The 23,385-nt window shown below is 62.2% G+C and carries 17 protein-coding genes; 8 read left to right on the top strand and 9 right to left on the bottom strand.

Annotation, left to right across the window (positions count from 1 at the left end; all coding sequences use genetic code 11):
* Positions 1-20 precede the first annotated feature (20 nt).
* A complete protein-coding gene (locus ABVN19_RS04700; RefSeq protein ID WP_105642300.1) occupies positions 21-7,544 on the bottom strand; it encodes a type I polyketide synthase in 7,524 nt (2,507 codons plus the stop codon).
* Positions 7,545-8,063: 519 nt separating this feature from the next.
* Here ABVN19_RS04700 and dusA point away from each other — a divergent pair.
* From dusA to ABVN19_RS04685, 3 genes are all read left to right on the top strand, one after another.
* A complete protein-coding gene (dusA, locus tag ABVN19_RS04695) occupies positions 8,064-9,074 on the top strand; it encodes a tRNA dihydrouridine(20/20a) synthase DusA (RefSeq protein WP_105642301.1) in 1,011 nt (336 codons plus the stop codon).
* A gap of 124 nt (positions 9,075-9,198) precedes the next feature.
* Positions 9,199-10,125, top strand: coding sequence for a transaldolase (gene tal / locus ABVN19_RS04690; RefSeq protein ID WP_028945952.1), 927 nt, complete (start codon positions 9,199-9,201; stop codon positions 10,123-10,125).
* A 130-nt stretch (positions 10,126-10,255) separates the two neighbouring features.
* A complete protein-coding gene (locus tag ABVN19_RS04685) occupies positions 10,256-12,160 on the top strand; it encodes an alkaline phosphatase D family protein (protein ID WP_105642332.1) in 1,905 nt (634 codons plus the stop codon).
* 39 nt (positions 12,161-12,199) lie between these two features.
* Here the strand turns inward: ABVN19_RS04685 and rssC are convergent, their stop codons facing one another.
* The gene (gene rssC, locus ABVN19_RS04680) at positions 12,200-12,682 is read right to left on the bottom strand and encodes an anti-sigma factor antagonist RssC (protein WP_028945950.1); all 483 of its coding nucleotides are present in this window, start codon (positions 12,680-12,682) and stop codon (positions 12,200-12,202) included.
* The gene (rssB, locus tag ABVN19_RS04675) at positions 12,679-13,863 is read right to left on the bottom strand and encodes a two-component system response regulator RssB (protein ID WP_028945949.1); all 1,185 of its coding nucleotides are present in this window, start codon (positions 13,861-13,863) and stop codon (positions 12,679-12,681) included. The genes rssC and rssB overlap by 4 nt, the downstream gene beginning before the upstream one ends.
* Before the next feature lie 271 nt (positions 13,864-14,134).
* On the opposite strand from rssB, the gene ABVN19_RS04670 reads away from it, so the two are divergent.
* The gene (locus tag ABVN19_RS04670) at positions 14,135-14,434 is read left to right on the top strand and encodes a PilZ domain-containing protein (RefSeq protein ID WP_028945948.1); all 300 of its coding nucleotides are present in this window, start codon (positions 14,135-14,137) and stop codon (positions 14,432-14,434) included.
* 57 nt (positions 14,435-14,491) lie between these two features.
* On the opposite strand, the gene ABVN19_RS04665 is transcribed toward ABVN19_RS04670, so the two are convergent.
* On the bottom strand, positions 14,492-15,199 hold the full coding sequence (locus ABVN19_RS04665) for a VacJ family lipoprotein (protein ID WP_028945947.1): 708 nt from the start codon (positions 15,197-15,199) through the stop codon (positions 14,492-14,494).
* 195 nt (positions 15,200-15,394) lie between these two features.
* Between ABVN19_RS04665 and ABVN19_RS04660 the strand changes: the two genes are divergently transcribed.
* Both ABVN19_RS04660 and ABVN19_RS04655 read left to right on the top strand, forming a co-directional pair.
* Positions 15,395-15,964 (top strand): hypothetical protein, encoded by a 570-nt coding sequence (locus tag ABVN19_RS04660; protein WP_028945946.1) that lies wholly within the window; start codon positions 15,395-15,397, stop codon positions 15,962-15,964.
* A 124-nt stretch (positions 15,965-16,088) separates the two neighbouring features.
* Positions 16,089-16,352 (top strand): DUF4404 family protein, encoded by a 264-nt coding sequence (locus ABVN19_RS04655; protein ID WP_028945945.1) that lies wholly within the window; start codon positions 16,089-16,091, stop codon positions 16,350-16,352.
* Between the two features lie 47 nt (positions 16,353-16,399).
* Here ABVN19_RS04655 and queF read toward each other — a convergent pair whose 3' ends face one another.
* Together queF and ABVN19_RS04645 are read right to left on the bottom strand one after the other, a co-directional pair.
* Entirely contained in the window at positions 16,400-17,230 is an 831-nt protein-coding gene (gene queF, locus ABVN19_RS04650; protein ID WP_105642302.1) for an NADPH-dependent 7-cyano-7-deazaguanine reductase QueF, read from the bottom strand.
* A 68-nt stretch (positions 17,231-17,298) separates the two neighbouring features.
* A complete protein-coding gene (locus ABVN19_RS04645; protein WP_028945943.1) occupies positions 17,299-17,793 on the bottom strand; it encodes a cupredoxin family protein in 495 nt (164 codons plus the stop codon).
* Positions 17,794-17,949: 156 nt separating this feature from the next.
* On the opposite strand from ABVN19_RS04645, the gene ABVN19_RS04640 reads away from it, so the two are divergent.
* On the top strand, positions 17,950-18,630 hold the full coding sequence (locus ABVN19_RS04640; protein ID WP_028945942.1) for a heavy metal response regulator transcription factor: 681 nt from the start codon (positions 17,950-17,952) through the stop codon (positions 18,628-18,630).
* Entirely contained in the window at positions 18,627-19,988 is a 1,362-nt protein-coding gene (locus tag ABVN19_RS04635; protein WP_105642303.1) for a heavy metal sensor histidine kinase, read from the top strand. The genes ABVN19_RS04640 and ABVN19_RS04635 overlap by 4 nt, the downstream gene beginning before the upstream one ends.
* A 65-nt stretch (positions 19,989-20,053) precedes the next feature.
* Here ABVN19_RS04635 and ABVN19_RS04630 read toward each other — a convergent pair whose 3' ends face one another.
* The 3 genes from ABVN19_RS04630 to ABVN19_RS04620 form a co-directional block, all read right to left on the bottom strand.
* The gene (locus ABVN19_RS04630) at positions 20,054-21,298 is read right to left on the bottom strand and encodes a lipoprotein-releasing ABC transporter permease subunit (protein ID WP_028945940.1); all 1,245 of its coding nucleotides are present in this window, start codon (positions 21,296-21,298) and stop codon (positions 20,054-20,056) included.
* Between the two features lie 72 nt (positions 21,299-21,370).
* The gene (gene lolD / locus ABVN19_RS04625) at positions 21,371-22,054 is read right to left on the bottom strand and encodes a lipoprotein-releasing ABC transporter ATP-binding protein LolD (protein WP_177431073.1); all 684 of its coding nucleotides are present in this window, start codon (positions 22,052-22,054) and stop codon (positions 21,371-21,373) included.
* 7 nt (positions 22,055-22,061) lie between these two features.
* Positions 22,062-23,312 (bottom strand): lipoprotein-releasing ABC transporter permease subunit, encoded by a 1,251-nt coding sequence (locus ABVN19_RS04620; protein ID WP_028945938.1) that lies wholly within the window; start codon positions 23,310-23,312, stop codon positions 22,062-22,064.
* Positions 23,313-23,385: the final 73 nt, after the last annotated feature.

The following is a 23,385-nucleotide window of genomic DNA, read 5'->3' as shown; positions in this document are numbered from 1 at the left end:
GACTATCACTCAATCAAACATCACTCAATCAAACGGTTAGGGACTGCAGTGTTATCGGCAAGCTCGGCGTTAAGTTCAGCGATTTGCTCACGGCTCAGCTCGCTGCCGTGGCGGGCCAGTACGTTCTCGGCAACGGCGGCAGGTGCCGACGCTTCGTTGGCCCCGCCATCACCGCGCAGCAACTCCAGAATGCGCACGCTGAGTTTGTCGATGCTGGAGCTTTCGCTGAGCTCCATGACCGGCAAGCGAATGCCGAAACGCTCTTCCAGCGCGACGACCAACTCGACACTCATCAGCGAGTCCAGCCCCAACTCTTGCAGCGGGCGCTGGGTGTCCAGGCGCGCGGCCGGCAACCGGAGGATTTCGCAGACTTCGTGCTTGAGCAGCTCGACAAAGCGCTCCAGCACTTGTTCATCGTCAAGCTCGGCAAGCATGCGCTGAATGTCTTCGGCGTCGTTGTCGTCGTCCTGTTCGCCGCCGTGGGCACGGACCAGCTCAACGAAGCGCGGTGTCGCCGCACTGGGCAGGAAGCGCGACAAGGCCTTCCATTCCAGCTCGAGCACACCGACACCATCGTCACCCTTGAGCAGCATCTGCTCCAGGTGCGCAAGCGCCACCTCGGCCCGCAGGGCTGCACCGCCCATACGGCTTTGCAGGGCATCCTTGATCTGCGCGTTGCGGGCCAGGAAGCCGACGTCGTCGATAGCGCCCCAGAGCACGGCGGTAGCTGCCAGCCCCAGGCTGCGGCGATGGCGAGCCAGGGCTTCGAGCCAATGGTTGGCCGCCACGTAGTTGGCCTGCCCGGGGTTGCCGAACAGGGTGGTGGCCGACGAGAACATCACGAAGAAGTCCAATGCCAGCTCACGGGTCAGTTCGTGCAGGTATTGCGCACCCTTGGCCTTGGGTTCCAGCACACGCTGCAACTGCTCGGCATCGAGGTTGCGAATAAGACTGTCATCGATCACCGTGGCCGCATGTACCAGGCCGCGCAATGGATAAGCGCTGGCATTGATGCGTTCGAATACAGCGCGCAGCTGCTGCGCGTCGGTGATATCGCAGGCCAGGGCCTGCACATCGATACCCTGGGCCTGCCATGCCGCCAGGGCTGGTTGCGCCTCGACGCTGGCCGGGCCACGGCGGCCGAGCAACACCAGGTGGCGCGCACCTTTATCCACCAGCCACTGCGCCGTGCGCAGGCCGAAACCGCCCAGGCCGCCAGTGACCAGGTAGGTGGCATCAGCACTGAGCTGCAGGTGCTGAACCGGCTGTTGGCGGGTTTCCACCAGTTGTTCGATCGGGTTGCCATAGGTGACCACGATCTTGCCGATCTGCCGGGCCTGCTGCATGTAGCGGAAGGCCTCGACCACTTGGTTGGCATCGAACTCGCGGAACGGCAACGGGTGGAGGATGCCCTGCTCGAAGAGCGCCATCATCTGCGCGAACAGGCGTCGGGTCAGGTCCGGGCGCTCGCTCATCAGTTGGTCGGCATCGATACCGAAGTAACTGATGTTGTTGCGGAACGGACGCAGGCCGATACGGGTGTTCTGGTAGAAATCACGCTTGCCCAGTTCCAGGAACCGGCCAAACGGCTTGAGCACCCGCAGGTTGCGGTTGATCGCTTCGCCCGCCAGGGAGTTGAGCACCACGTCGACGCCTCGCCCGCCGGTCATCGCCAGCACTTCGTCGGCATAGGCCAGGGAGCGTGAATCGAACACCTTGTCGACACCGAGCAGGCGCAGGAAATCGCGCTTTTCGTCGCTGCCGGCGGTGGCGTAGATCTCCGCGCCGCACCACTTGGCGATCTGGATCGCAGCGATGCCCACGCCACCGGCGGCGCCATGGATCAGCACCTTCTCGCCTGGCTCCAGGCGCGCCAGGTAATGCAGGGCGTAGTAGACGGTGAAGAATGTACTTGGAATGGTCGCCGCCGCCTCGAACGACATGCCATCCGGAATGCGCGCCACGGCGTTGGCGTTGGTCACCAGGCGGTTGGCAAAGCTGCACGGTCCGAAGCCCACCACACGGTCGCCCGGGGCGAAATCGCCAAGTACATCGGCGCCTTTGCCCTGCACCACGCCAGAGAACTCAAAGCCCAGGGTCGGCCCGGAGAAGCCGTTTTCGATGGCTTCATCCGACAGCAAGCCAAGGGCGAACATCACGTCGCGGAAGTTCAGGCCGGTGGCCCGCACGGCAATGTCCAGCTCGTCCGGGGCAGGCAGGCGCGGCTCGCGCACTTCCCAGCGCAGGTTGCGCAACTGGCCGGGCAGGTCGAAGCCCAAGCTGATGCGCTTGTCGGTATCACCTACTACCTGGGCCTGATCGTGCAACACGCGCAAACGCGGTACGTAGCGTTGGCCATCGGCAGTGATCGCAAGCTCGGTCTCGCTATCGGCGTGCAACAGCGCTGGCAGCAGGCTGTCGATCGGTGCACTGAAGGCCAGGTCGAGCAGGCGGACCTTGCAACTGGCCGACTCGTTCGCCAAGGTGCGGCCGAAGCCCCAGAACGCAGCATCGGCGATGGCATCGACGTTCCCGGCGTTCTCACCAGCGTACAGGTGAGTGGCAGCGCCGCGGGTCAACAGCCAGCATTGCGGCGCCATGCCAAGCGACTCGCACGCCTGGACCAGAGCAGCCGCCTGCATGCAGCGCAGGCCCTGGCCATCAAGGCCATGGTCGGTATCGAACCCGACCAGGTGCAGGAGCTGCTCCGGTGCCTGGTCCAATGCAGCGAGCTGCTGTGCCAGCGCCTGCGCATCGCCTGGCAGCAGCAGGCTGACCTGCTGGCCTTGCTCGCGCAGGGCCTGGGCCAATTGCGCAGCGGCGCCCTGCCCGGCTTCGGCCAGCACGGCCCAGCGTTGCATCGCAACGTCGGATGCGGGTGCGCATTTGCTGTCGGCATTTTCGGCCAGCAACAGGTAACTGCCACAGGCAGTGCCTGGCAAGGCTTCCAGGGTGTGGGTCAGGGTCAGGCCGTGGCGCTGCAGTTCATGCAGCCAGAACGATGGCCGCTGCTGCCGCGACAACGCCTGTTGCGGGCCCGCCAGCCACCAGCCGGCCTGGGCACCGAAGACGAAGTCGGCCCAGCGCGCCGGGTGCTGCGCCAGCAAGGCCAGTTGGCCGTGCGGACTGAGCCGGCTCGCGGCCTGGCGCAAGGCTTCACCGATGCTGTCCAGCGCCGCCAGGTCAGTGGGCGCCAGCACCCAGTCGAACACACGGGCATCGGCCAGTTGATCAAAGCCGATGATATCCAGCGCCGGGCAATCGTCGCGCAGCATCTGCGCCAGCTCCGGCTCCTGAACGCAGTAGCTGTAGTCGATGCGATCAAAGTCGATACCCGCGTACAGCGACTCGATAAAGGACTGGCCACCAAAGCCGAGCTCCAGTACGCGCAAGCGCTGACCCGCCGGCAAAGTGGCCAATCGTTGGGCGAGGGTCTCACGCACCCCGGCAAGCAGGCGTTGCTGGCCCGCTGCACCCAGTACCAGGCGTACCAGGTTGGCCCCGCTTGTTTCTCGCGGCAGCAGTTGTTCAAGGGCCTGGGTACCCTCCAGCAGGGTCGGCAAGTGGCGGCCGATACGGCCGACCGAATGAATGATCTGGAAGTGTTCCGGGTAGCTCCTGAACAGCTCCTGCCAGATGTCCTCGGAGGCAGGACGCTCGCCCGCCTCGACCATCTGCCAGTTGCCGTCGGCATCACGGCTCAGGCTGCCATCGTCATGGCCATGGCGCAGCAAGGTGGCCAGGTAGTCACCGGGCACGCCTTCGTGCTGCGACCACAGGGCAACCTGCTCGGCGCTCAACTGGCCGCCGGCCTGCTCGATCAGGTCGAGGACAAAGCTGGAACACAGGGCGTCGAGCAACGGCTCGACTTCATTGAGGTAACGCGCCTGCACGGCTTCGTCACCCAGCCCTTGCAGGTGGCCCACCAGCGGCGTGCAGGCCTGGGCCTCACGCAACACTGGAACGACCTGGCCCGGTGCAACAACCCCGACGTGAGCCATGCGCTTGATGTCGCCAGAGCGGTCTCGCTGCAGGCGCACGCCACGGAAGCGCGCATCCTTGATAAACAGCACGGCTTCGCCGGCCGCATCGAACAGGGTGAAATCCACCAGCAACGAATGCTCGGTGCGTTTGAGCTGCACGACCTCAGCCAGGCACGGCACACCGCCGGCCTTGGCAAAGGCGATACGACCGAACTTGACCGGAATGAACGCCAGGCCCTTGTTGCTGCCCGGTTGGCTGACCAGCAGTTCGGTGATCAACTGGAAAGCGCCGTCGAGCAAGGCCGGATGCAGGTGCAGCGAGGCCAGTTCAGCAGCGATGGCATCAGGCACGCTCAGTTGCGCCAGCACGCGCGCAGGCTCTACCCACACGGCAGATACCGCCTGGTAGGCCGGGCCGTAGTTCAGGCCAACCGCGCAGGTCAGCGCCAGGTGCTGCTCGCCGGTGAAGTCCGCCGGGCGCTGCGGCAGTGCCGGTGCACGACCACCGAGCAGCACGCCACGGGCTTCACCCGGCAGGCGCGCCACCACGTGCTGCACCCACTCTTCACGCTGGGCCAACGTGCGCGAGGTAACGCGCAAGGTGCCGTCTGCCTCTTCAACGTTGACGCGGATTTTCTTGCTGCCTTCGCTGCCGAGCAGCAACGGGTTATGAATTTCCAGTTCTTCGATATCGACGAACTCGCCCGGCTGGTGCAGCAAGGCCACCGCCAATGCCAGCTCGGTGAAACCGGCGCCGGGGAACAGCACCGACTCACCGACCTTGTGATCGCCCAAGGTGGGGAACAGTTGTGTATCGAGACGGTTTTCCCACGTCAGCGCGCGGTCGGCCAATGGATAGCCCAGCAGCGGGTGTACACGCTCGCGCTGCAGTACGCCGAAGGATTCGGCGCTGACCGGCAGCTGGAAGTGGTCTCGCTGCCAGGTGTAGTTCGGCAGGCGCAGGTTGTTGCCGGCCACCGGGAAGTGCGGCTGCCAGTCCGGCTCGGCGCCAGCAATCAGCAGCTTGGCCACGCAACGTTCCAGCAACGCCGGGCTGTTGTCCTTGCGCAGCAAGGTGCCGATCACTTGGCCAGCGAGCTCGCGCGCATTCAGGGCGTCGGTGACATAACCGCGCAGGATCGGGTGCGGACCGACTTCGACGTAGAGGTTGAAGCCCTGCCCCGCCAAGGCGTCCATCGCGCCCTGGAACAACACCGGGAAGCGGATGTTCTGCCACCAGTAGCGGCTGTCCAGGCGCTGGCCGTCCAGCTCGCCGCCAACGACGGTCGAGTAGAACGGGATATCGCCGCTGCGCGGCTGAATGTGTGCAAGGTCAGCAATGACCTGCTGTTCGATCGGGTTCATCGCCGGGGAATGGAAGGCATAGTCCAGGCCCAGGCGGCGGGCGAACACCTGACGCTCGGTGAGCACCTCTTCAAGCGCGGTCAACGCCTCGACACCACCAGCGACCGTGGCGCCACGGGCACTGTTTTCGCCGGCGACTACCAACTGGCTGTCCAGGCCCTGCTCACCCAGCACGGCGGCGGTGGCTTCGCCCGACAGGCCCACGGCGGTCATCTGGCCGCTGCCACGGGTCAGGCCCTGCAGGCGGCTGCGGTGGAAAATGACCTGTGTGGCGTCTTCCAGGCTCAATGCACCGCAGGCCCAGGCAGCGGCCACTTCACCCACGCTGTGGCCAATCACTGCCGCCGGATGGAATCCCTGGGCTGCCAACACACGGGTGACCGCCACTTGCAAGGCGAACAGCGCCGGCTGGGCGATTTCAGTGCGTACGTAGCGGTCTTCACCGTTTTCACCGAGCAGCTCGGCGCGCAGCGAATAGCCCGCCAGCGGTTGGAAAATGGCATCGACTTCAGCCACGGCAGCCTCGAACAGCGGGTTGCCGAGCATCGCGCTGCCCATGCCCTGCCACTGTGAACCGTTGCCGGAGTAGACGAAGACCGGCCCCTGGACCTTGTCCAGCGCCTGGCCGGCCTCGAGCACCGAGCTCAGCTCGCTGAGACTCGGATCGTCGGCATAGTCCGCCAGCGCCTGGGCGGCCTCGGCCGGATCGGCGCTGATCAGCAGCAAGCGATGCGAGTGGGCGTCACGACGGAACATGGCCTGGTAGGCCACGTCGTAGTAATTGGCCTCGGGGTGCGCGGCCAGGTAGTCGGCAAAGCGTTCGGCGGTGGCACGCAAGCCGTTGGTATCCTTGGCGCTGAGCATCAATGGCAGGCGGCGCGCCTGGGTCGGTGCGGCAGACGCCGGAAGCGGCTCAGGGCTTTGCAGAATGACGTGCGCGTTGGCGCCGCCGAAACCGAAGGAGTTGACCCCGACGGTCAACTGGCCCTCTGGCTTGAGTGCGTGGGTCTGGGTCACGACCTTGAGGTTAAGGTCGGCAAACGCAATATTCGGGTTGAGCTCCTCGACACCGATGGTGGCCGGCACTTTGCGTTCGATCAGGCAATTGAGCGCCTTCATCAGGCCGGCAACACCGGAGGCTGCTTCCAGGTGGCCCAGGTTGCTCTTGACCGAGCCGATCGGCAACGGATTGCCGGCGCCACGGACCTGGCCCAGGGCTTCACCGATGGCGCGGGTCTCGACCGGGTCACCCACCGCAGTACCCGTGCCATGCGCTTCCAGGTAATCAAGCTGCGAAGGATCGATACCGGCCTTGGCGTAAGCGTGCTTGAGCAGCGCGGCCTGGGCATCGGCATTGGGCAGGGTCAGGCTCGACTTGCGGCCATCGGTGTTCACCGCACTGGCGGCGACCACGGCCAGGATCGGGTTGCCGTCGGCCACGGCCTGGTCGTAGTCCTTGAGCAGGAACAAACCACCGCCCTCGGAGCGCGCATACCCATCACCGCTCTCGTCGAAGGAGTGGCAACGCCCGGTGCGCGACAGCATCGAGGCCTTGGCGAAGATCATGAAACCGAACGGGTGCATGTGCAGGCTGATGCCGCCAGTCACAGCCTGATCGATATCACCACTGAGAATGGCCTGGCAGGCCTGGTGAAAGGCCACGAGCGAAGACGAACAGGCCGTATCGATAGCCATGCTCGGGCCGCGCAGGTCGTAGAAGAACGACAGGCGATTGGCCGCAATGCTCATGGTATTGCCAGTGGCGGTGGCGGCGTCGATCGAGGCCATGTCTTCCACTAGGCGATAGGCCTGCTCCACCGCGGCGATGCCCAGGTACACACCACAATTGCTGCCACGCAGGCTGGACGGCTTGACGCCGGCGTTCTCGAAAGTTTCCCAGCACATTTCCAGCAACATGCGTTGCTGCGGGTCCATCACCGCCGCTTCGCGTGGCGAGATATTGAAGAAGCCCGCATCGAATGCACTGACGTCGCCCAGGGTGCCGGCTGCGAAGGTATAACTGGTAGCCGGGTTGGCTTTGTCCGGGTGCAGGAACTCGGCATGGTCCCAGCGCGAGGCGTCGACCTGGGTAACCAGGTCCCGCCCGGCCATTAAGTTCTGCCAGAAGCTGCTCGTGGTAGAGCCGGGAAAACGGAAAGAACAACCAACAATTGCTACCTGTCTACGCTTTGTCAAAACCCATTCCTTTAAAACTCTTCCGGGCACCATCCCATCCATCGGACAGCCGGCGTGCCAGGCCATATTCTTTTGGCAAGTCGTTAAACGTCACCTGCGGATCATTGTTATCTGGAGCTTGCCTTGCTGCGCACAGAAAGGGTGCAAGGCTAATGGCCTACACGCATCACGTAGGAAATCTTCAGAAATATTGTAGGAATGATACGCGGTATGACCGGCCAGGGAAAACCCAAAGCGGCGCGTGGCGGCACGAATGTTCGAAGTGGTTCACGTGAGTGAGAATTGGTCGCAAGGTCGGGCTGATATTTGGCCTCGTTTTCAACCCGCCGCTTAAAGGCGTGGATCATAACGGCACAAAAAGAGGTTTTTGTGACAGCCCTGCCCCCCAACACTCATTTTCCTCCCGAGCGCCTCCGGCACTACTGATTGTTGGCGGCCAACGAACTTGCGACTACTGACAGGCGAATCCCACGCGCTCTTGGTAGAATGCCGGCTTACCGCGACAGATCCCGAGCACCAATGCCAGCCACTACTGCGTCAACTTCTGTAAATCCACGTTCTGAGCCCTCCCGCCGCTTCAGCGTTGCGCCGATGATGGATTGGACTGATAGGCACTGCAGATTCTTTCTGCGCCTACTCTCCAGCAACGCCCTGCTCTATACCGAGATGGTCACCACCGGCGCCCTGTTGCACGGCGATACCGAGCGCTTTTTGCGCCATGACGAAGCCGAACACCCCCTGGCCTTGCAACTGGGCGGCAGTGTGTCGGCGGATCTGGCGGCCTGCGCCAAGCTGGCCCAGGATGCCGGGTACGATGAGGTGAACCTCAATGTCGGCTGCCCTAGCGATCGGGTGCAGAACAACATGATCGGCGCCTGCCTGATGGGGCACCCGGCTTTGGTAGGCGATTGCGTCAAGGCGATGCAAGATGCGGTGCAGATTCCGGTAACGGTAAAACATCGTATCGGGATCAACGGGCGCGACAGTTATGCCGAGCTGTGTGATTTCGTTGGCCAGGTGCATGATGCCGGCTGCCGCAGTTTTACCGTGCATGCACGCATTGCGATTCTTGAAGGGCTGTCGCCAAAAGAGAACCGCGAAATTCCACCGCTGCGTTATGACGTAGCTGCACAACTGAAGGCCGACTTCCCTGATCTGGAGATCGTGCTCAACGGCGGTATCAAGACCCTGGCCGAGTGCCGGGAGCATCTGCAGACGTTCGACGGGGTGATGCTTGGCCGCGAGGCCTACCACAATCCGTATGTGCTGGCCGAGGTTGACCAACAGTTGTTCGGCAGCCAGGCGCCGGTGATCAGCCGCAGTGAGGCACTGTCCAAGCTGCGCCCCTATATCGCCGCGCACTTGGCATCGGGCGGCGCCATGCACCATGTGACCCGGCACATCCTTGGCCTTGGCCAGGGCTTCCCGGGGGCGCGCAAGTTCCGTCAGTTGCTGTCGGTGGATATCCACAAGACCAACGACCCTCTGGCACTGCTCGATCAGGCCGGCGAGCTGTTGCAGGGGCGCTGACTCCGGAACCTGTGCCCACTTGCGGACTCGAAGTCTTATCCTTTGCCCCGGCGTACCTGCCAGCCCTTGAGCGGCTGGCAACGCTCGGGTAATGTCGATCCACCGCACAGGACAGAGCACGCCCATGACCTCCAAGCTGGAACAACTCAAGCAGTTCACCACTGTAGTTGCTGACACGGGTGATATTGATGCCATCAGCCGTCTGAAACCGGTCGACGCCACCACCAACCCTTCGCTGCTGCTCAAGGCCGCAGCGATGCCCGGCTATGCAGATCTGCTCAAGCAGTCGGTCGAACACGGCAAGGGCGATGTCGGCCTTGCCTGTGACACCTTTGCCGTGGCCATTGGCGCCGGCATTCTCAAGGTGATTCCGGGGCGTATCTCTACCGAAGTCGATGCCCGGCTGTCTTTCGATGAACCTGCCTTGCTGGCCAAGGCCCGCCAGTTAATCGAGCTGTACGACAAGGCCGGTATTGGCCGCGACCGCGTGCTGATCAAGCTGGCTTCGACCTGGGAAGGTATTCGGGCCGCCGAGAAGCTGGAGAAGGAAGGCATCCAGACCAACCTCACGCTGTTGTTCTCGTTTGCCCAGGCACAAGCCTGTGCCGACGCCGGGGTGTTCCTGATTTCGCCGTTCGTGGGCCGTATCTACGACTGGTACAAGAAGTCCACCGGCAAGGAGTATGTTGGCGCCGAAGACCCGGGCGTGCAGTCGGTGACGCGAATCTACGACTACTACAAGACCAACGGTTACAACACCGTGGTCATGGGCGCGAGCTTCCGCAACATTGGCCAGATCGAGCAACTGGCTGGCTGCGACCGACTGACCATCAGCCCCGAACTGCTGCAACAGCTCAGTGACGACCAGGGCGACCTGCCGCGCACCCTCAAGCCGGGCAACAAGGGCGAGCCACGCCAGCACCTGAGCGAGGCGCAGTTCCGCTGGGCATCCAACGAAGACGCCATGGCCACCGAGAAGCTGGCCGAGGGGATTCGTCAGTTTGCACGGGACCAGGAAAAACTTGAGGCTTTGCTGGCTGCAAAAGCCTGATACAAATCGGGTTTGCCACTGAGGCGAGGAATGCGGAGCATTCTTTCCTTTTCGCGGGTCAAGCCCGCTCCTACCGGCTGTAGGAGCGGGCTTGACCCGCGATGCTTTTGACTTTGCTTTCAGAGATCTGATGCCTGAACTTTCTGCACTACCCGCCGTACTGGCCGGCCCCCTGTTGCGCCGCCTCGAATCACAACGGATGGTGTTCTGGCTGGTCGCCTCGCAGCCCCTGCAGCCAGCGCTGGCGTTGAGTGTTACAGGCATTACCCCCAGCATCGACTGCCAGGTCATGCCTATCGGTCGCCAGGCCTTCGTACACCTGATCGACATTCACCTCGACAATCCGTTGCCCTGCGATGAGCAGATCGACTATGACCTGATCCTGCAAACCGATGCCGGCCCCCAAGGCATCGCCCAATGGGCCCCGCACTTGCTCTACGACGGCGCCCGGCAGCCGAGCTTCGTCCTTCGTTCACGCCTTGAACATCTGCTCCACGGTTCCTGTCGCAAGCCGCACCACCCTGCCGCCGACGGCTTGCTGTGTGCAGACCGCCTGCTGATGGAATGCACCAACCCCACGGCGCGCCCGGCCCTGCTGATGATGAGTGGCGACCAGGTGTATGCCGATGACGTCGCCGGGCCCATGCTGCGCGCCATTCATGCATTGATCGAGCGACTGGAGCTGTTTGACGAGCAACTGGAGGGCGCCGTGGTCGATGACAGCCAGGCGCTCTACCGGCACGCCGCCAGCTATTACCACCGCGCTGACCTGCTGCCTGCACTGGAAAGCAACGAAACCCTGCGCGAGCGCTTTTTTGGTGGCGCACGCAAGCCGATCTTCACCAGCAGCAATGCCGACAATCACCTGGTGACTTTTGCCGAGGTCATGGCCATGTACCTGCTGGTGTGGTCGCCGGTACCGTGGACGCTGGTCGACGTGCAGATGCCGGCCGGGCTCACCGAGCAGCGTCAGGAGCGCTTCGAGCAGGAGCAGCAGTTGATCCTGGGCTTCGTCAGCGGCCTGGGCGGGGTCGCCCGGGTGCTAGCACACCTGCCAAGCCTGATGATTTTCGACGACCACGACATTACCGATGACTGGAACCTGTCGGCGCAATGGGAGGAGACCGCCTACGGTCATCCGTTTTCCAAACGCATCATCGGCAATGCACTGCTCGCCTATTTGCTGTGCCAAGGCTGGGGCAACGACCCCGACGCCTGCCGACACCTGATACTCAAATGCCAGGCATTGAGCCAGAGCGCTTTGGCCGACCAGCCCCTGGATGCTCCATTGCAAGATGCCCTGATCGAGGACGTGCTGCGCTTCCAGGGCTGGCAGTTTGTACTGCCAAGCAATCCGCCACTGCTGGTGCTCGATACCCGAACTCGCCGCTGGCGTAGCGAAAGCAACTTCAAGAAGCCGTCCGGCCTGCTCGACTGGGAGGCCTTGAGTGAACTGCAGCAAGCCTTGCTCGACCACCCCTCGGCCATCATCGTGTCGCCCGCCCCCATCTTCGGCGTCAAGCTGATCGAGACGGTGCAGCGGGCGTTCAGCTGGCTAGGCTATCCCCTGCTGGTCGATGCCGAGAACTGGATGGCCCACCGCGGCGCTGCCCAGGTGATTCTGAACATCTTCCGACATTCGCGCACACCGGGGCATTACGTGGTGCTGTCGGGCGATGTGCATTACTCGTTTGTCTATGAAGTACTGATCCGCCACCGCCAGCGCAGCCCGCACTTGTGGCAGATCACCAGCAGCGGCATCAAGAACGAGTTTCCGCGGCGCCTGCTGGATATATTCGACCGCCTGAACCGCTGGCTGTATTCACCCCGCTCTCCCCTCAACTGGCTGACCAAGCGTCGCCAGATGGAAGTCATTCCACGTACGCCCGCGCACAGCAAGGCCGGCGAGCGGCTATGGAACAGCGCAGGCCTGGGCCAGGTGTTTTTCAATGAACAAGGGCAGCCGCAGCGGATATTCCAGCTCAACGCCAATGGCGCAGCAAAAACCGAGTTCCCGCCAAGGGCAACGGACTAGCCGGGAAAGGCAGGCGCCATGAGGCGCCTGTTGTACGGGTCAGGTCCGCTCGAGGGCGTTGACCAGGTCATGAAAGGCTTCACGATTGGAGTCGTTCAGGCCCATGAGGATCTTGTGGGCCTCAAGCACCTTGGAGCGCACGATATCTTCGCTCTGGTCCTGGGAAGGCAGGTCGGTCAGGCACTCCGGGCACGGGATCGGCCGATCGACGATGTTGAACACCTGGTCGAAGCCCATCGACTGCAGCAACCGCGAGATGTCCGGGTTGGTGGTCACCACGGTAGGCAGCAGCCCGACCTTCTGCCGCGACAGGATCGAGAGTTTGGCCAGCAAACCCAGGGTGGTGCTGTCGATGCTTTCGGTTTCGGTCAGATCGATGACGATCGCCGAGAAATTCAGCGCCGTGAAGATCTTTTCAATCGTCGCATCCAGCGCCGAACACAAGGTCAGGCGCACTTCACCGACGAACTTCAGCACAAAGGTGCCGCTCTGCTCGGCGAACTGGATTCTACCCGTACTCATTGAAGGTTCCTGCTCAACACCAATAGGGCGATATCATCCGGCATCTCCCCAAGCGTAGCCAATCCGAATCGTTGGCGCAGCCCATCCAGGCTGCCTCCTGCGGCCTTGATGATTTCAGGCAGGGCCGCTTCTTTATCTTTGAGTGTTTCCCCAGGCAAAAGGTCCAGAATGCCATCAGAGAGCAGTGTCAGGCTGAACTGCGGTGGCAACTCCAGGACGTGATCCTGGTAAGTTGCCTCTTCGAACAATCCGACCGGCAAACCGCGGCCTTCCAGATAACGGCTCTGGCCCGGGGTATAGAGCACGGGCAGCGGCAAGTGGCCGCCAATGCTGTAGGTCATGATGCCAGTGTCTTCGTCGATTACACCACCGACCATCGTTACGTGCTTGCCCAACTTGCAGTTGATCAGGCCGCGGTTGATATGCCCGAGGACTTCCGACGGCTTGAAGTCACGCAGGGCCGCGCTGCGCTTGAATTCGAACAACAGCCGGGTCGTCATGAACTTCAACAGCACCGTCACGAATGCCGACGACGCCCCGTGCCCGGAAACGTCTGCCAGGTAGAAAGCGATGCGGCGCTCATCGACCCGAAAATAGTCGGCAAAGTCACCCGACAGGTACAGCGACGGAATAATCTGGTGCTCGAACGACAGTTCGTCGGCGACCCAGGGGCTTTCCGGCAGCATGTTCATCTGCACCTGGCGCCCGGCCGTCTGGTCTTCTTGCAGTAAATGCAAGCTGGCTTCCAGTTCGCGGTTGGCGGTCTCGAGTTTTTCCCGGTAACGCTGGTTTTCCAGCACCAGGTGAGCTCGATCCAGCGCACGGCGTACCGAATGCTCCAGTACCGCAAGGTCTTCCAGGGGCTTGATCAGGTAATCGGCGGCGCCCAGGCGCAACGCCTCGACCGCGTCGTTCATGACCCCGGCGCCAGAGACCACGATCACCGGCAACTCGGGGGCACGCTCGGTCACCTGGCGAATCAGCTCCAGACCGCCCATTTGCGGCATGCGCAGATCGCAGATCACAAGATCGGGCTGGTGCTGTTCGAAGACCTGGAGGCCCTGCTGGCCATTACTCGCTTGCAGGACACTGAAACCACTGTCTTCAAGGTAGGCGGCGAGACTCGCACGTACGACGTCGTCGTCATCGATTATCAGCAGCGTTGCACTGGTTTTCTGCATGTGGGCAAACGGCGCCAGAATTAGGTTGGCGTAGGCGCGCTCGACAAGGCTTGAGCACGCATACTGGATTCGCTTCTAGCCACTCTTCTATGAGTTGTAGGACAAGACAGGCTGTCCGGCAACTAGCAGAGGTGCCCTGTAAGGCGCAGACGGTACTCCCATCCGCCGGGCGTTTCAAGGGTACGCCGATGCCCGCCGCTGCTCTTTACAGGCTAAAGAGCCGGGAGTTATAAAAACCCTTCGAACCGCGACGCAATGGAAGGATGCAGGTATGACCTCAACGCCTACGGACTACAGCGAGAAACGCGACTTCATACGAATGCAGGTAGATGCGGGCGTGAGCCTCATCCATGCGGGACAGGTCGTTGCAGCCATCTGCCTGGACCTTTCCAGCAGCGGCATGCAGATTCAGTCGCCTCGTCAGTTCAAGGTGGGCGACAACCTCGAGGTGCATATCGACTCCGAGCATCCTGCGCTCACGGGCCTTCAGGCCAGCACCGAAGTGGTGTGGATCGCCGACCAGCCCCGGGGCCAACAAAAGCTCGGCCTGCGCATTATCAGACTGATCTGAATCCGCATGCACAAAAAAGGCGACCCTGGGGTCGCCTTTTTTTCAAGCTCGCACGCCTTAAAAGTCGTCGACGACTTCGCCATCTTTGACTTTGAACTCGCGATTCTGCAGGTAAGCGTTGCGGATGAACACGTACTTGTCGCCGCTGATCATCTTTTCTGCCGACAGCAGGCTGGCGCGGGTGTCGACTACATCCACGGCGAGTGCTGTGTTGCGGGTCGGTACGTGGTCGATATAGCGGTAGGGTTCGGTGTAGGTGTCCGGGTACTTCGCAACGGCGTCACGCACGGTGCTTGGGCCAAGCAGTGGCAGCATCACGTACGGGCCGCTGCCCACGCCCCAGTAGCCCAGCGTCTGGCCGAAGTCTTCATCGTTGCGCTGCAGGCCCATCTTGGTACCGACGTCGAAGAAGCCGGCCAGGCCGAAGGTGGTGTTGACGATCAGGCGTGCCGTGTCGACACCGGCAGCATGCGGCTTGAGCTGCAGGACGTTGTTGGCAAGGTTGGTCACGTCCCCCAGGTTGCGGAACATATTGTGGATGCCGTCTTCAAGGAACTGCGGGGTAACTGCCTGGTAACCTTTGGCCAGCGGCTTGAGCGCATAGGTGTCGACCGTGTCGTTGAACCTGAAGATCGGGCGGTTGATGCTCTCCCAGGGATCTTCCTCGGTGGCCGCCTGGGCCGCGCCGACCGACGCCAGCAGCAGGCTTGCACAGACACAGGCCCGCGCCATCCGATCGATCACATCAGTACCGATCCTACGCATAGAGTTACTCCTCGACAGTCACAGCACCAAGCGTCAAGCACCTGGCGTTTAAAAGGAAACAAGTATAAAGGGTCTTTCAGTGATAACCAGCCTGACACAAAGGAGGTCATGAAATTGTGAACATCTGTTTCTTGGCAATGTAACCAGAGCGTAACAACCCCCGCGTAGCCTGCAGGCTATTTCAGGGACGTTTCCATGCCAGACTCCCCCGCCTTCACCGCTTTGCTGTTTGGTCTGCGCGACTGCCTCGTCGACGTGAGCAAGCCTTCGAACTTCCCGCAACCCACCCCCGGCGCCCTGCACACCCTCGACTGGCTGAAACAGCAGCGGGTGCCCTGCGCCTGGCTGGACGAATTGAGCGACGCCGACGCCGAGCACATCGCCAGCTCACTGCCTGACTGGATCAAGGCCCAGCACCACACGCCTGCGCCATGGCCGGCACCGGATGCGTGCTGGCAGGCACTGATGAAGCTCAAGACCCGCACGCTGGATGGCTGCGTGCTGGTCAGTGGCGAGCCGCGCTTGCTGCAATCGGGGCTCAATGCCGGCCTGTGGACCATCGGCATTGCCACCTGCAGCTCGCTCTGTGGCGTCGACAACCAGCAGTGGCAGGCACTCAGCCCCCAGGAGCAGGAACGCAAGCGTGGCAAGGCCACCCTGCAACTGTTTGCACTGGGCGTGCATTCGGTAATCGACCACCTCGAATCGCTCGGCGACTGCCTGGCCGATATTGCCCAGCGTCGGCTCAAAGGCGAAAAGCCCTGACGCAGGGCCCTTGATCCGGGTCATGCAAAGCGCTCGCCGGTGGATTACTCTGTAGGACAAGGCATGGACCTTTCGCCCGTCGGCGGGGTCCATGAATGTGCCTATCCATAGAGGGAGATCACCCATGCCTGCCCGCGAACTGCAAGAGCAACTCAACGCCCTGCGCGAGCAACTGGAGCAAAACCCGCCGCTCTCGGAAGAGGAGCGCGTCCACCTGCATGAGTTGATGCAGCAGATCGAGGCCAAGATCGAATTGGAAGCCGTTACCCCGGACAACAACCTGGTCGATGGCGTCAACCTGGCCGTGGAGCGCTTTGAAGTCGATCACCCCGGCCTGACCGCCACCTTGCGCAATATCGTTCAGAGCCTGCAAAGCATGGGTATCTGAACCCCCGTCAGCAATAAAAAGCCCCGTCATTGGACGGGGCTTTTTCGTTACTGGCGAACCAGGCGCAGGTTCGGCAGCGTCACCGCCTCAGTGCTGCGGTAGGGGTTGATGTCCAAGCCGCCGCGGCGCACATAACGGGCGTATACGGTCAGGAACTCGGGGTTGAGCAAACGCTTGAGGTCCAGGTAGATACGCTCGACACACTGCTCATGGAAGTCTGCGTGCTGGCGGAAGCTGATCAGATAGGTCAGCAGGCTGGCATGATCCAGCGCCGCACCGCGGTAATGCACGGTAACACTGCCCCAGTCCGGCTGGCCGGTGACCGGGCAGTTGGATTTGAGCAAGTGGCTGTGCAAGGTTTCTTCGACAATACGACTGCTGTCGCTGCGCAGCAGTTCAGGTTGAGGCTGTTCGTAGTTGCTGATGCTGACATCCAGGTCATCGATACACACACCTGGCAAGGCAACCACGCCCTGCCCTTCGACTTCGGCCAGGCTGCGGATTTGCACCTTGACCGGCTTGCCGGCAGCAGCGGACAGGTCCTTTTCAAGGCAGGCCTGCAGCGCATCGTACGACTCGAATGCTGTTTGGTTCAGCGAGTTCAGGTACAGCTTGAATGACTTGGATTCGATGATGTTCGGCGAATCGGCGGGAATGGCGAACTCGCCGATTGCCACCACCGGCTTGCCCGAAGGCAGCAGCCAGGACAGCTCGAAACAGTTCCAGAAATCCACACCCTGCCAAGGCAAGGTCTGGGCAGTGACACCCAGTTCGGCCCATTTCGCGGCGCGAGGGATCGGGAACAGCAGCGAGGGTGTGTAAGTGGCGATGTATTCGCTGGATTTACCCAGCGGGGAATGTTCGGCGGCGGGATGCATGGCTCAAACCTGAAGGACGAAAATGCCCCTAGTTTATAGGGTTTGTGCCATGCATTGGGATCGAGCTGTTATTGGCCGATGGTCAGCCTGCCGACCATGCCTGCCTGGTAGTGTCCCGGCACGTTGCAGGCAAACTCGATGGGGGTGGACTCGCTGAAGGTCCAGGTCAGCTCGCCACGCTTGCCAGGCTCGACCATCACGGTGTTGGGGTCGTCATGCTTCATGCGTTGACCCTGCTGCATGTTGCCGTGGCCCATGGCGGCGTGGTCCATCTGACCTTGCATGGCGATCATTTCTTTCTGGTGCTTGGCATGCATGACCGCATCGCCCAGGCTGAACTCATGTATTACCGCGCCCTTGTTGACCAGCACGAAGCGCACCGTTTCGCCGGCCTTGACCTGCAGGCTGCGCGGTTCGTAATACATGTCGCCCATGACGACTTCCACGGTGCGGTCGGCTTTGGCAGCGGGTGCTGGCGCACCAAAGGCAAAGGAATGCGCCGGTGACGCCAGTGCTGGAAGGCTGAACAGCGCCAAGGCACCGGCAAAAATAACGTGTTTCATCAAAGGCTCACTCCAGGGTTGCGACGAATCAGGCTTCACTGTAGAAAACCGGCGCTGGCAGCTACCTGACAAAAAGATTACAACTTTGTCAGCTTGGCCATCCACAGCGCCCGGCGCGGTATAACCACCCGGCAACCCACGTCCAAGAGCCACCTGATGAAACTGCTGATCGTCGAAGACCAGACCAAAACCGGCCAGTACCTTTGCCAGGGCCTCAGTGAAGCAGGCTTTGCTACCGAACTTGCCGCCGACGGCAACACCGGCCAGCACCTGGCCCTGACGGGCGACTACGATCTGCTGATCCTCGATGTGATGCTGCCCGGCCGCGATGGCTGGCAGATCCTGCAGGCCGTACGCGCCGCCGGCCTGGAGATTCCGGTGCTGTTTCTCACCGCTCGCGATGCCGTGGAAGACCGCGTACACGGCCTGGAGCTGGGCGCTGACGACTATCTGGTCAAACCCTTTGCGTTCTCCGAGCTGTTGGCACGGGTACGCAGCCTGCTGCGCCGCGGCAGCAACCCGACCCAGGAAACCAGCTTGGGCCTGGGCGACCTGCGCCTGGATCTGATTCGCCGCAGGGTGGAACGTGCCGGTCAACGCATCGACCTGACCGCCAAGGAATTCGCCCTGCTCGAACTGCTGTTGCGACGCCAGGGCGAAGTGCTGCCAAAGTCACTGATCGCCTCGCAGGTCTGGGACATGAACTTTGACAGCGACACCAACGTCATCGAAGTGGCCATCCGCCGCTTGCGCCTGAAAATCGACGACAACCACGAACACAAGCTGATCCATACTGTGCGCGGCATGGGCTATGTACTTGAAGAGCGGGCGGCCTGATGCGTCGATTGTCCCTGGGCAGTCGCCTGGCGCTGCTGTTCGCTGCGTGTACGGCAGCGGTGTCACTCACCGCTGGCGTGCTGTTCAGTCGCGCCAGTGAAATCCATTTCATCGAGCTCGACCAGCAACTGCTGAACAGCCGGCTGTCGGTGCTGCGCCAGATGCTCGATGGTGTTCACGATGCCGCCAGCCTTGCCCCGCGCCTGGGCGACCTGCAATCGGAGCTGAGCCATCAGGCGGACCTGGCGGTGCGTATTCGCGGCACGGATGGCCAGGTCCTGTTCGACAGCCTGGCAGGCCTGCCGGACTCACCCCGGATGCCGGGCCTGAGCACCCTGCACAGCACCAGCAGCGATTACCGAAGCTTGTGCGTTAACCTCGACAGCGGCGATCCAGCGTCCGCCCAACTCACGCTGTTTCTGGACATCACTCACCACCAGCACTTTCTTCAGCGCATGCAGCAGTTGATCTGGCTGACGGTCGGTCTCTCGGCCCTGGCCACGGCACTGCTCGGCGCCTGGGCGGCGCGCAGTGGCTTGCGTCCGCTGCGGCAAATGGGCGAAGTGGCCTCCAAGGTATCGGCGCGCTCGCTGACCACCCGGCTGCCCGAGGGGCAGATGCCGCTCGAACTGGAGGAGCTGGCGCAAACCGTCAACGCCATGCTCGAACGCCTGGACAACGCCTTCCAGCGTCTGTCGGCGTTCTCCGCCGACATTGCCCATGAACTGCGCACCCCGCTGTCCAACCTGTTGACCCACACCCAAGTCACCCTCACCCGCCCCCGCGACCTGGACGAGTACCGTGAAGCCCTGCACAGCAACCTTGAGGAGCTGCAGTGGATGGCACAGCTGGTCAACGACATGCTCTACCTGGCCAAGGCCGACCATGGCTTGTTGATGCCCAGCCGCCAACGGCTGGACCTGGCAGCGGAAGCAGACGCACTCATCGAGTACTACGCGCCCCTGGCCGAAGATGCTGGCGTGACACTGACGCGGGTGGGTAGAGCGAGCCTTGAAGGCGACCAGAATATGCTGCGCCGGGCCCTGTCGAATCTGCTGGACAATGCCTTGCGCTTCACGCCCGCTACCGGTGAGATCCGCGTCATTATCGAGGTGGAAGGCAAGCAAGTGCGCCTGCTGGTGGCCAACACTGGCGAGCCGATTGACCCGGCCCTGTTGCCGCGCTTGTTTGACCGGTTTTATCGGGCCGATCCGGCGCGACGGGAAGGCAGCAGCGAGCATGCGGGGCTGGGGCTGGCGATTACCCGATCGATCGTGCAGGCCCATGGTGGAGCGATTCGGGGGGAATCAAACGGTGGGTGGACGCGGTTTGTGATTGAATTGCCAATGGCCGGGTAGGAGCGAGCTTGCCCCGCGATGCGACCGAACGATCGCATCGCGGGCAAGCCCGGCTCCTACAGGTATCAGTCGTAACGCAAGGCGTACGCCGGCTCTACCTGCGATGCGCGCCACGCCGGATACAGCGTCGCCAGGAAGCTCATTACCAACCCCGCGCTGCAGATCAACGCCACATCGCCCCACTGCAGCTCCGACGGCAGACTGCTGATGAAGTACACATCGGAGGTGAAGATGTGCTGGCCACTGACGCGCTCCAGCCAGCCGACGATCTGACTGACATTGAGCGCGGCGATTACCCCGAGCACGCCACCGATCAAGGTGCCGACAATACCGATCAAGGTCCCCTGGACCATGAAGGTGCCCATTATCTGCGCCGGTGTCGCGCCGATGGTACGCAGGATGGCGATGTCCGCACCCTTGTCGTTGACCACCATGATCAGCGTGGCAATGATGTTGAACGCCGCCACGGCGATGATCATCAGCAGCAACAGGCCGATCATGGTCTTTTCCATTTTCATGGCACTGAACAGGCTGCCCTGGGTGTGCGACCAGTCATCGGCGCGGTATTGGTCGCCCAGCCCGGCAGCAATGGCCCTGGATACCTGCGGCGCGCTGTACAGGTCCTTGAGCTTGATCCGCACGCCCTGCACCTGGCCCGGCTGCCAGCGCTGCATCTGCGCGGCATCGGCCAGGTGGATGTAGGCCATGGAGCCATCCAGTTCGGCCCCCACCTTGAACACACCCACCACGTTCAGGCGTTGCATGCGCGGAGTGATACCGCCGGGTGCGCTGCTCACTTCCGGGACGATCAGGGTCAGCTTGTCACCGACGTTCAGGCGAAAGCGCCGGGCGGTGATCTCACCGATCACCACCCCGTACTCACCTGGTTCGAGGTTCTGCAGACGCCCCTGGACGATGTGCTGGCCGACGATCGAAACCTTGCCCTCTTCGGCCGGATCGATACCGCTGACCTGAATCGGCTGCATCGCCCCTTTGTACGAGAGCATGCCTTCCATTTCGGTCAGCGGTGCTGCAGCCATTACTTGCGGGTTCTTCAGCGCCGCCTCGGCTGCTGGCCGCCAGTCATCCAGCGGCTGGACTCCCAGAATGCTGGCATGAGGCACCATGCCCAGGATCCGCGAGCTCATTTCACGCTGGAAGCCGTTCATCACCGACAACACCACGATCATCGCCAGCACACCCAGGGACAGGCCGATCATCGAGGTCATGGAGATGAACGAGATGAAATGGTTGCGGCGCTTGGCGCGGGTGTAGCGCGCGCCGATGAAGATAGACAAGGGTCTGAACATGAACGGAAGCACCCAGGTAAAGAAAAGAATCAAGGTGCCCGCCGCAGGTGGCGGGCACTCAACACGCCCAGATCAGATCGGCACCAGGTGCCCATCTTCGAGGCGCAGCACACGGTCCATCTGGCGCGCCAGGTTGAGGTCGTGGGTCACGACCAGGAAGGCCGTTTGCGAGGCGCTGCTCAGTTCCTGCATGAGGTCCTGGATACCCTGGGCGGTGTGATGGTCGAGGTTGCCGGTGGGCTCATCGAGCATCACCAGGCCTGGGCGGTTCACCAGCGCACGGGCGATCGCCACGCGCTGACGCTCGCCACCGGACAGCTCGGCCGGCTTGTGCGTCAGGCGATGCCCCAGGCCCACGCGCTTGAGCAGCGCTTCAGCACGCTCACGAGCCTCAGGAATGGCGGTGCGCCCGATCAGCAGTGGCATGCACACGTTTTCGAGCGCGGTGAACTCCGGCAACAGGTGATGGAACTGGTAGACGAAACCCAGCGCGCGGTTGCGCAATAAGCCACGGGCACGCTCATTAAGTGCCGACAGCTCTTCACCGGCCAGCCAGACGCTGCCCTGGGTTGGCGTATCGAGGCCGCCGAGCAGGTTGAGCAAGGTACTTTTACCCGAGCCCGAACTGCCAACGATGGCAACCCGCTCGCCGGGGTGCAGCTCCAGTTGCAAACCGGACAACACCTGTACCGACTCCGGGCCTTCCTCGTAGGACTTGCCCAGGTTGCGGCAACTCAGCACTGCTTTATCACTCATGCCCAACTCACTCATAACGTAGCGCCTCCGCAGGCTGGGTGCGTGCCGCACGCCAGGCCGGATACAAGGTGGCGAGGAAACTCAGGACCAATGCCGCACCGCACACCATCCATACATCCTCGGCCATGACCTGGGACGGCAGGTAGTCGATGAAATAGACGTCGGCATTGAGAAACTTGTGGCCGATCAGGGTTTCGATGCCGGCAATCGCGGCGCTCACATTGAGCGCGGCGAAGATGCCGACCAGCGCACCGATCAGGGTGCCGACCACGCCGATCACCGTACCCTGGACCATGAAGATCGCCATGATCTGCCCGGGGGTCGAGCCAAGGGTGCGCAGGATGGCGATGTCGCCCTTCTTGTCGTTGACCACCATGACCAGGGTGGAAATGATGTTGAACGCCGCCACGGCAACGATCAGCAGCAACAGCAGGCCGATCATGGCCTTCTCCATGCGGATAGCCTGGTACAGGTTGCCGTGGGTGCGGGTCCAGTCACGGGCATAGAACTCTTGCTCTCCCAGCTTCTGGGCGATATCCCAGGCAACGCGCGGGGCCTGGAACAGGTCATCGAACTTCAGGCGCAGGCCCTGTACCTGGTCCGCCTTCCAGCGGTGCAGGCGCGAAAGATCCGAAAGGTTGGTCAGCCCCAGGTAGCCGTCGATTTCACCGGCCCCCACATGAAAGATGCCCACCACAGTAAAGCGTTTCATGCGCGGGAACATGCCGGCCGGGGTGACGGTGACCTCGGGTGCGACGAAGGTCAGCTTGTCGCCGATGCCGACGCCCAGCTTGGCCGCCGCCTTGTCACCGATCATGATGCCGAAGTCGCCCGGGGCCAGGTCATCGAGCTTACCCTCGCGGATAAAGTTGTCGATGATCGACACCTGCCGTTCCTGGGCAGGGTCGATGCCATTGAGCAGCACCTTCTGCACCTTGCCCTCATGGGTGAGCAAGCCTTGCATCTGGGTAAAGGGCGCGACAGCCACCACCCGTGGGTTCTGCTTTACTTGATCGGCAAGGGCAGGCCAGTTGTTGAGCGGCTGGCCGGTTTCCAGGGTGGCATGGGGCACCATGCCCAACACCCGGGTGCGCATTTCATGATCGAAGCCATTCATCACCGACAACACCACGATCATCACTACCACGCCCAGGGCGAGGCCGATCATCGAGGTCAGGGAAATGAACGAGACGAAGTGGTTGCGACGCTTGGCACGGGTGTAGCGCGTACCAATGAATACGAAGAGAGGTCTGAACATGTCGGGGCTTGTTCGGGTGAAAGAGGAACGTCCTTGTGGCGGGGCTTGAATAGCAGCTTTACACTCAGACCAC

It is taken from the genome of Pseudomonas vranovensis, assembly GCF_040438935.1.
GTDB lineage: Bacteria > Pseudomonadota > Gammaproteobacteria > Pseudomonadales > Pseudomonadaceae > Aquipseudomonas > Aquipseudomonas vranovensis.
Note: the sequence above shows the minus strand (reverse complement) of the source record. Positions and strands in the feature narration are given on the sequence as shown.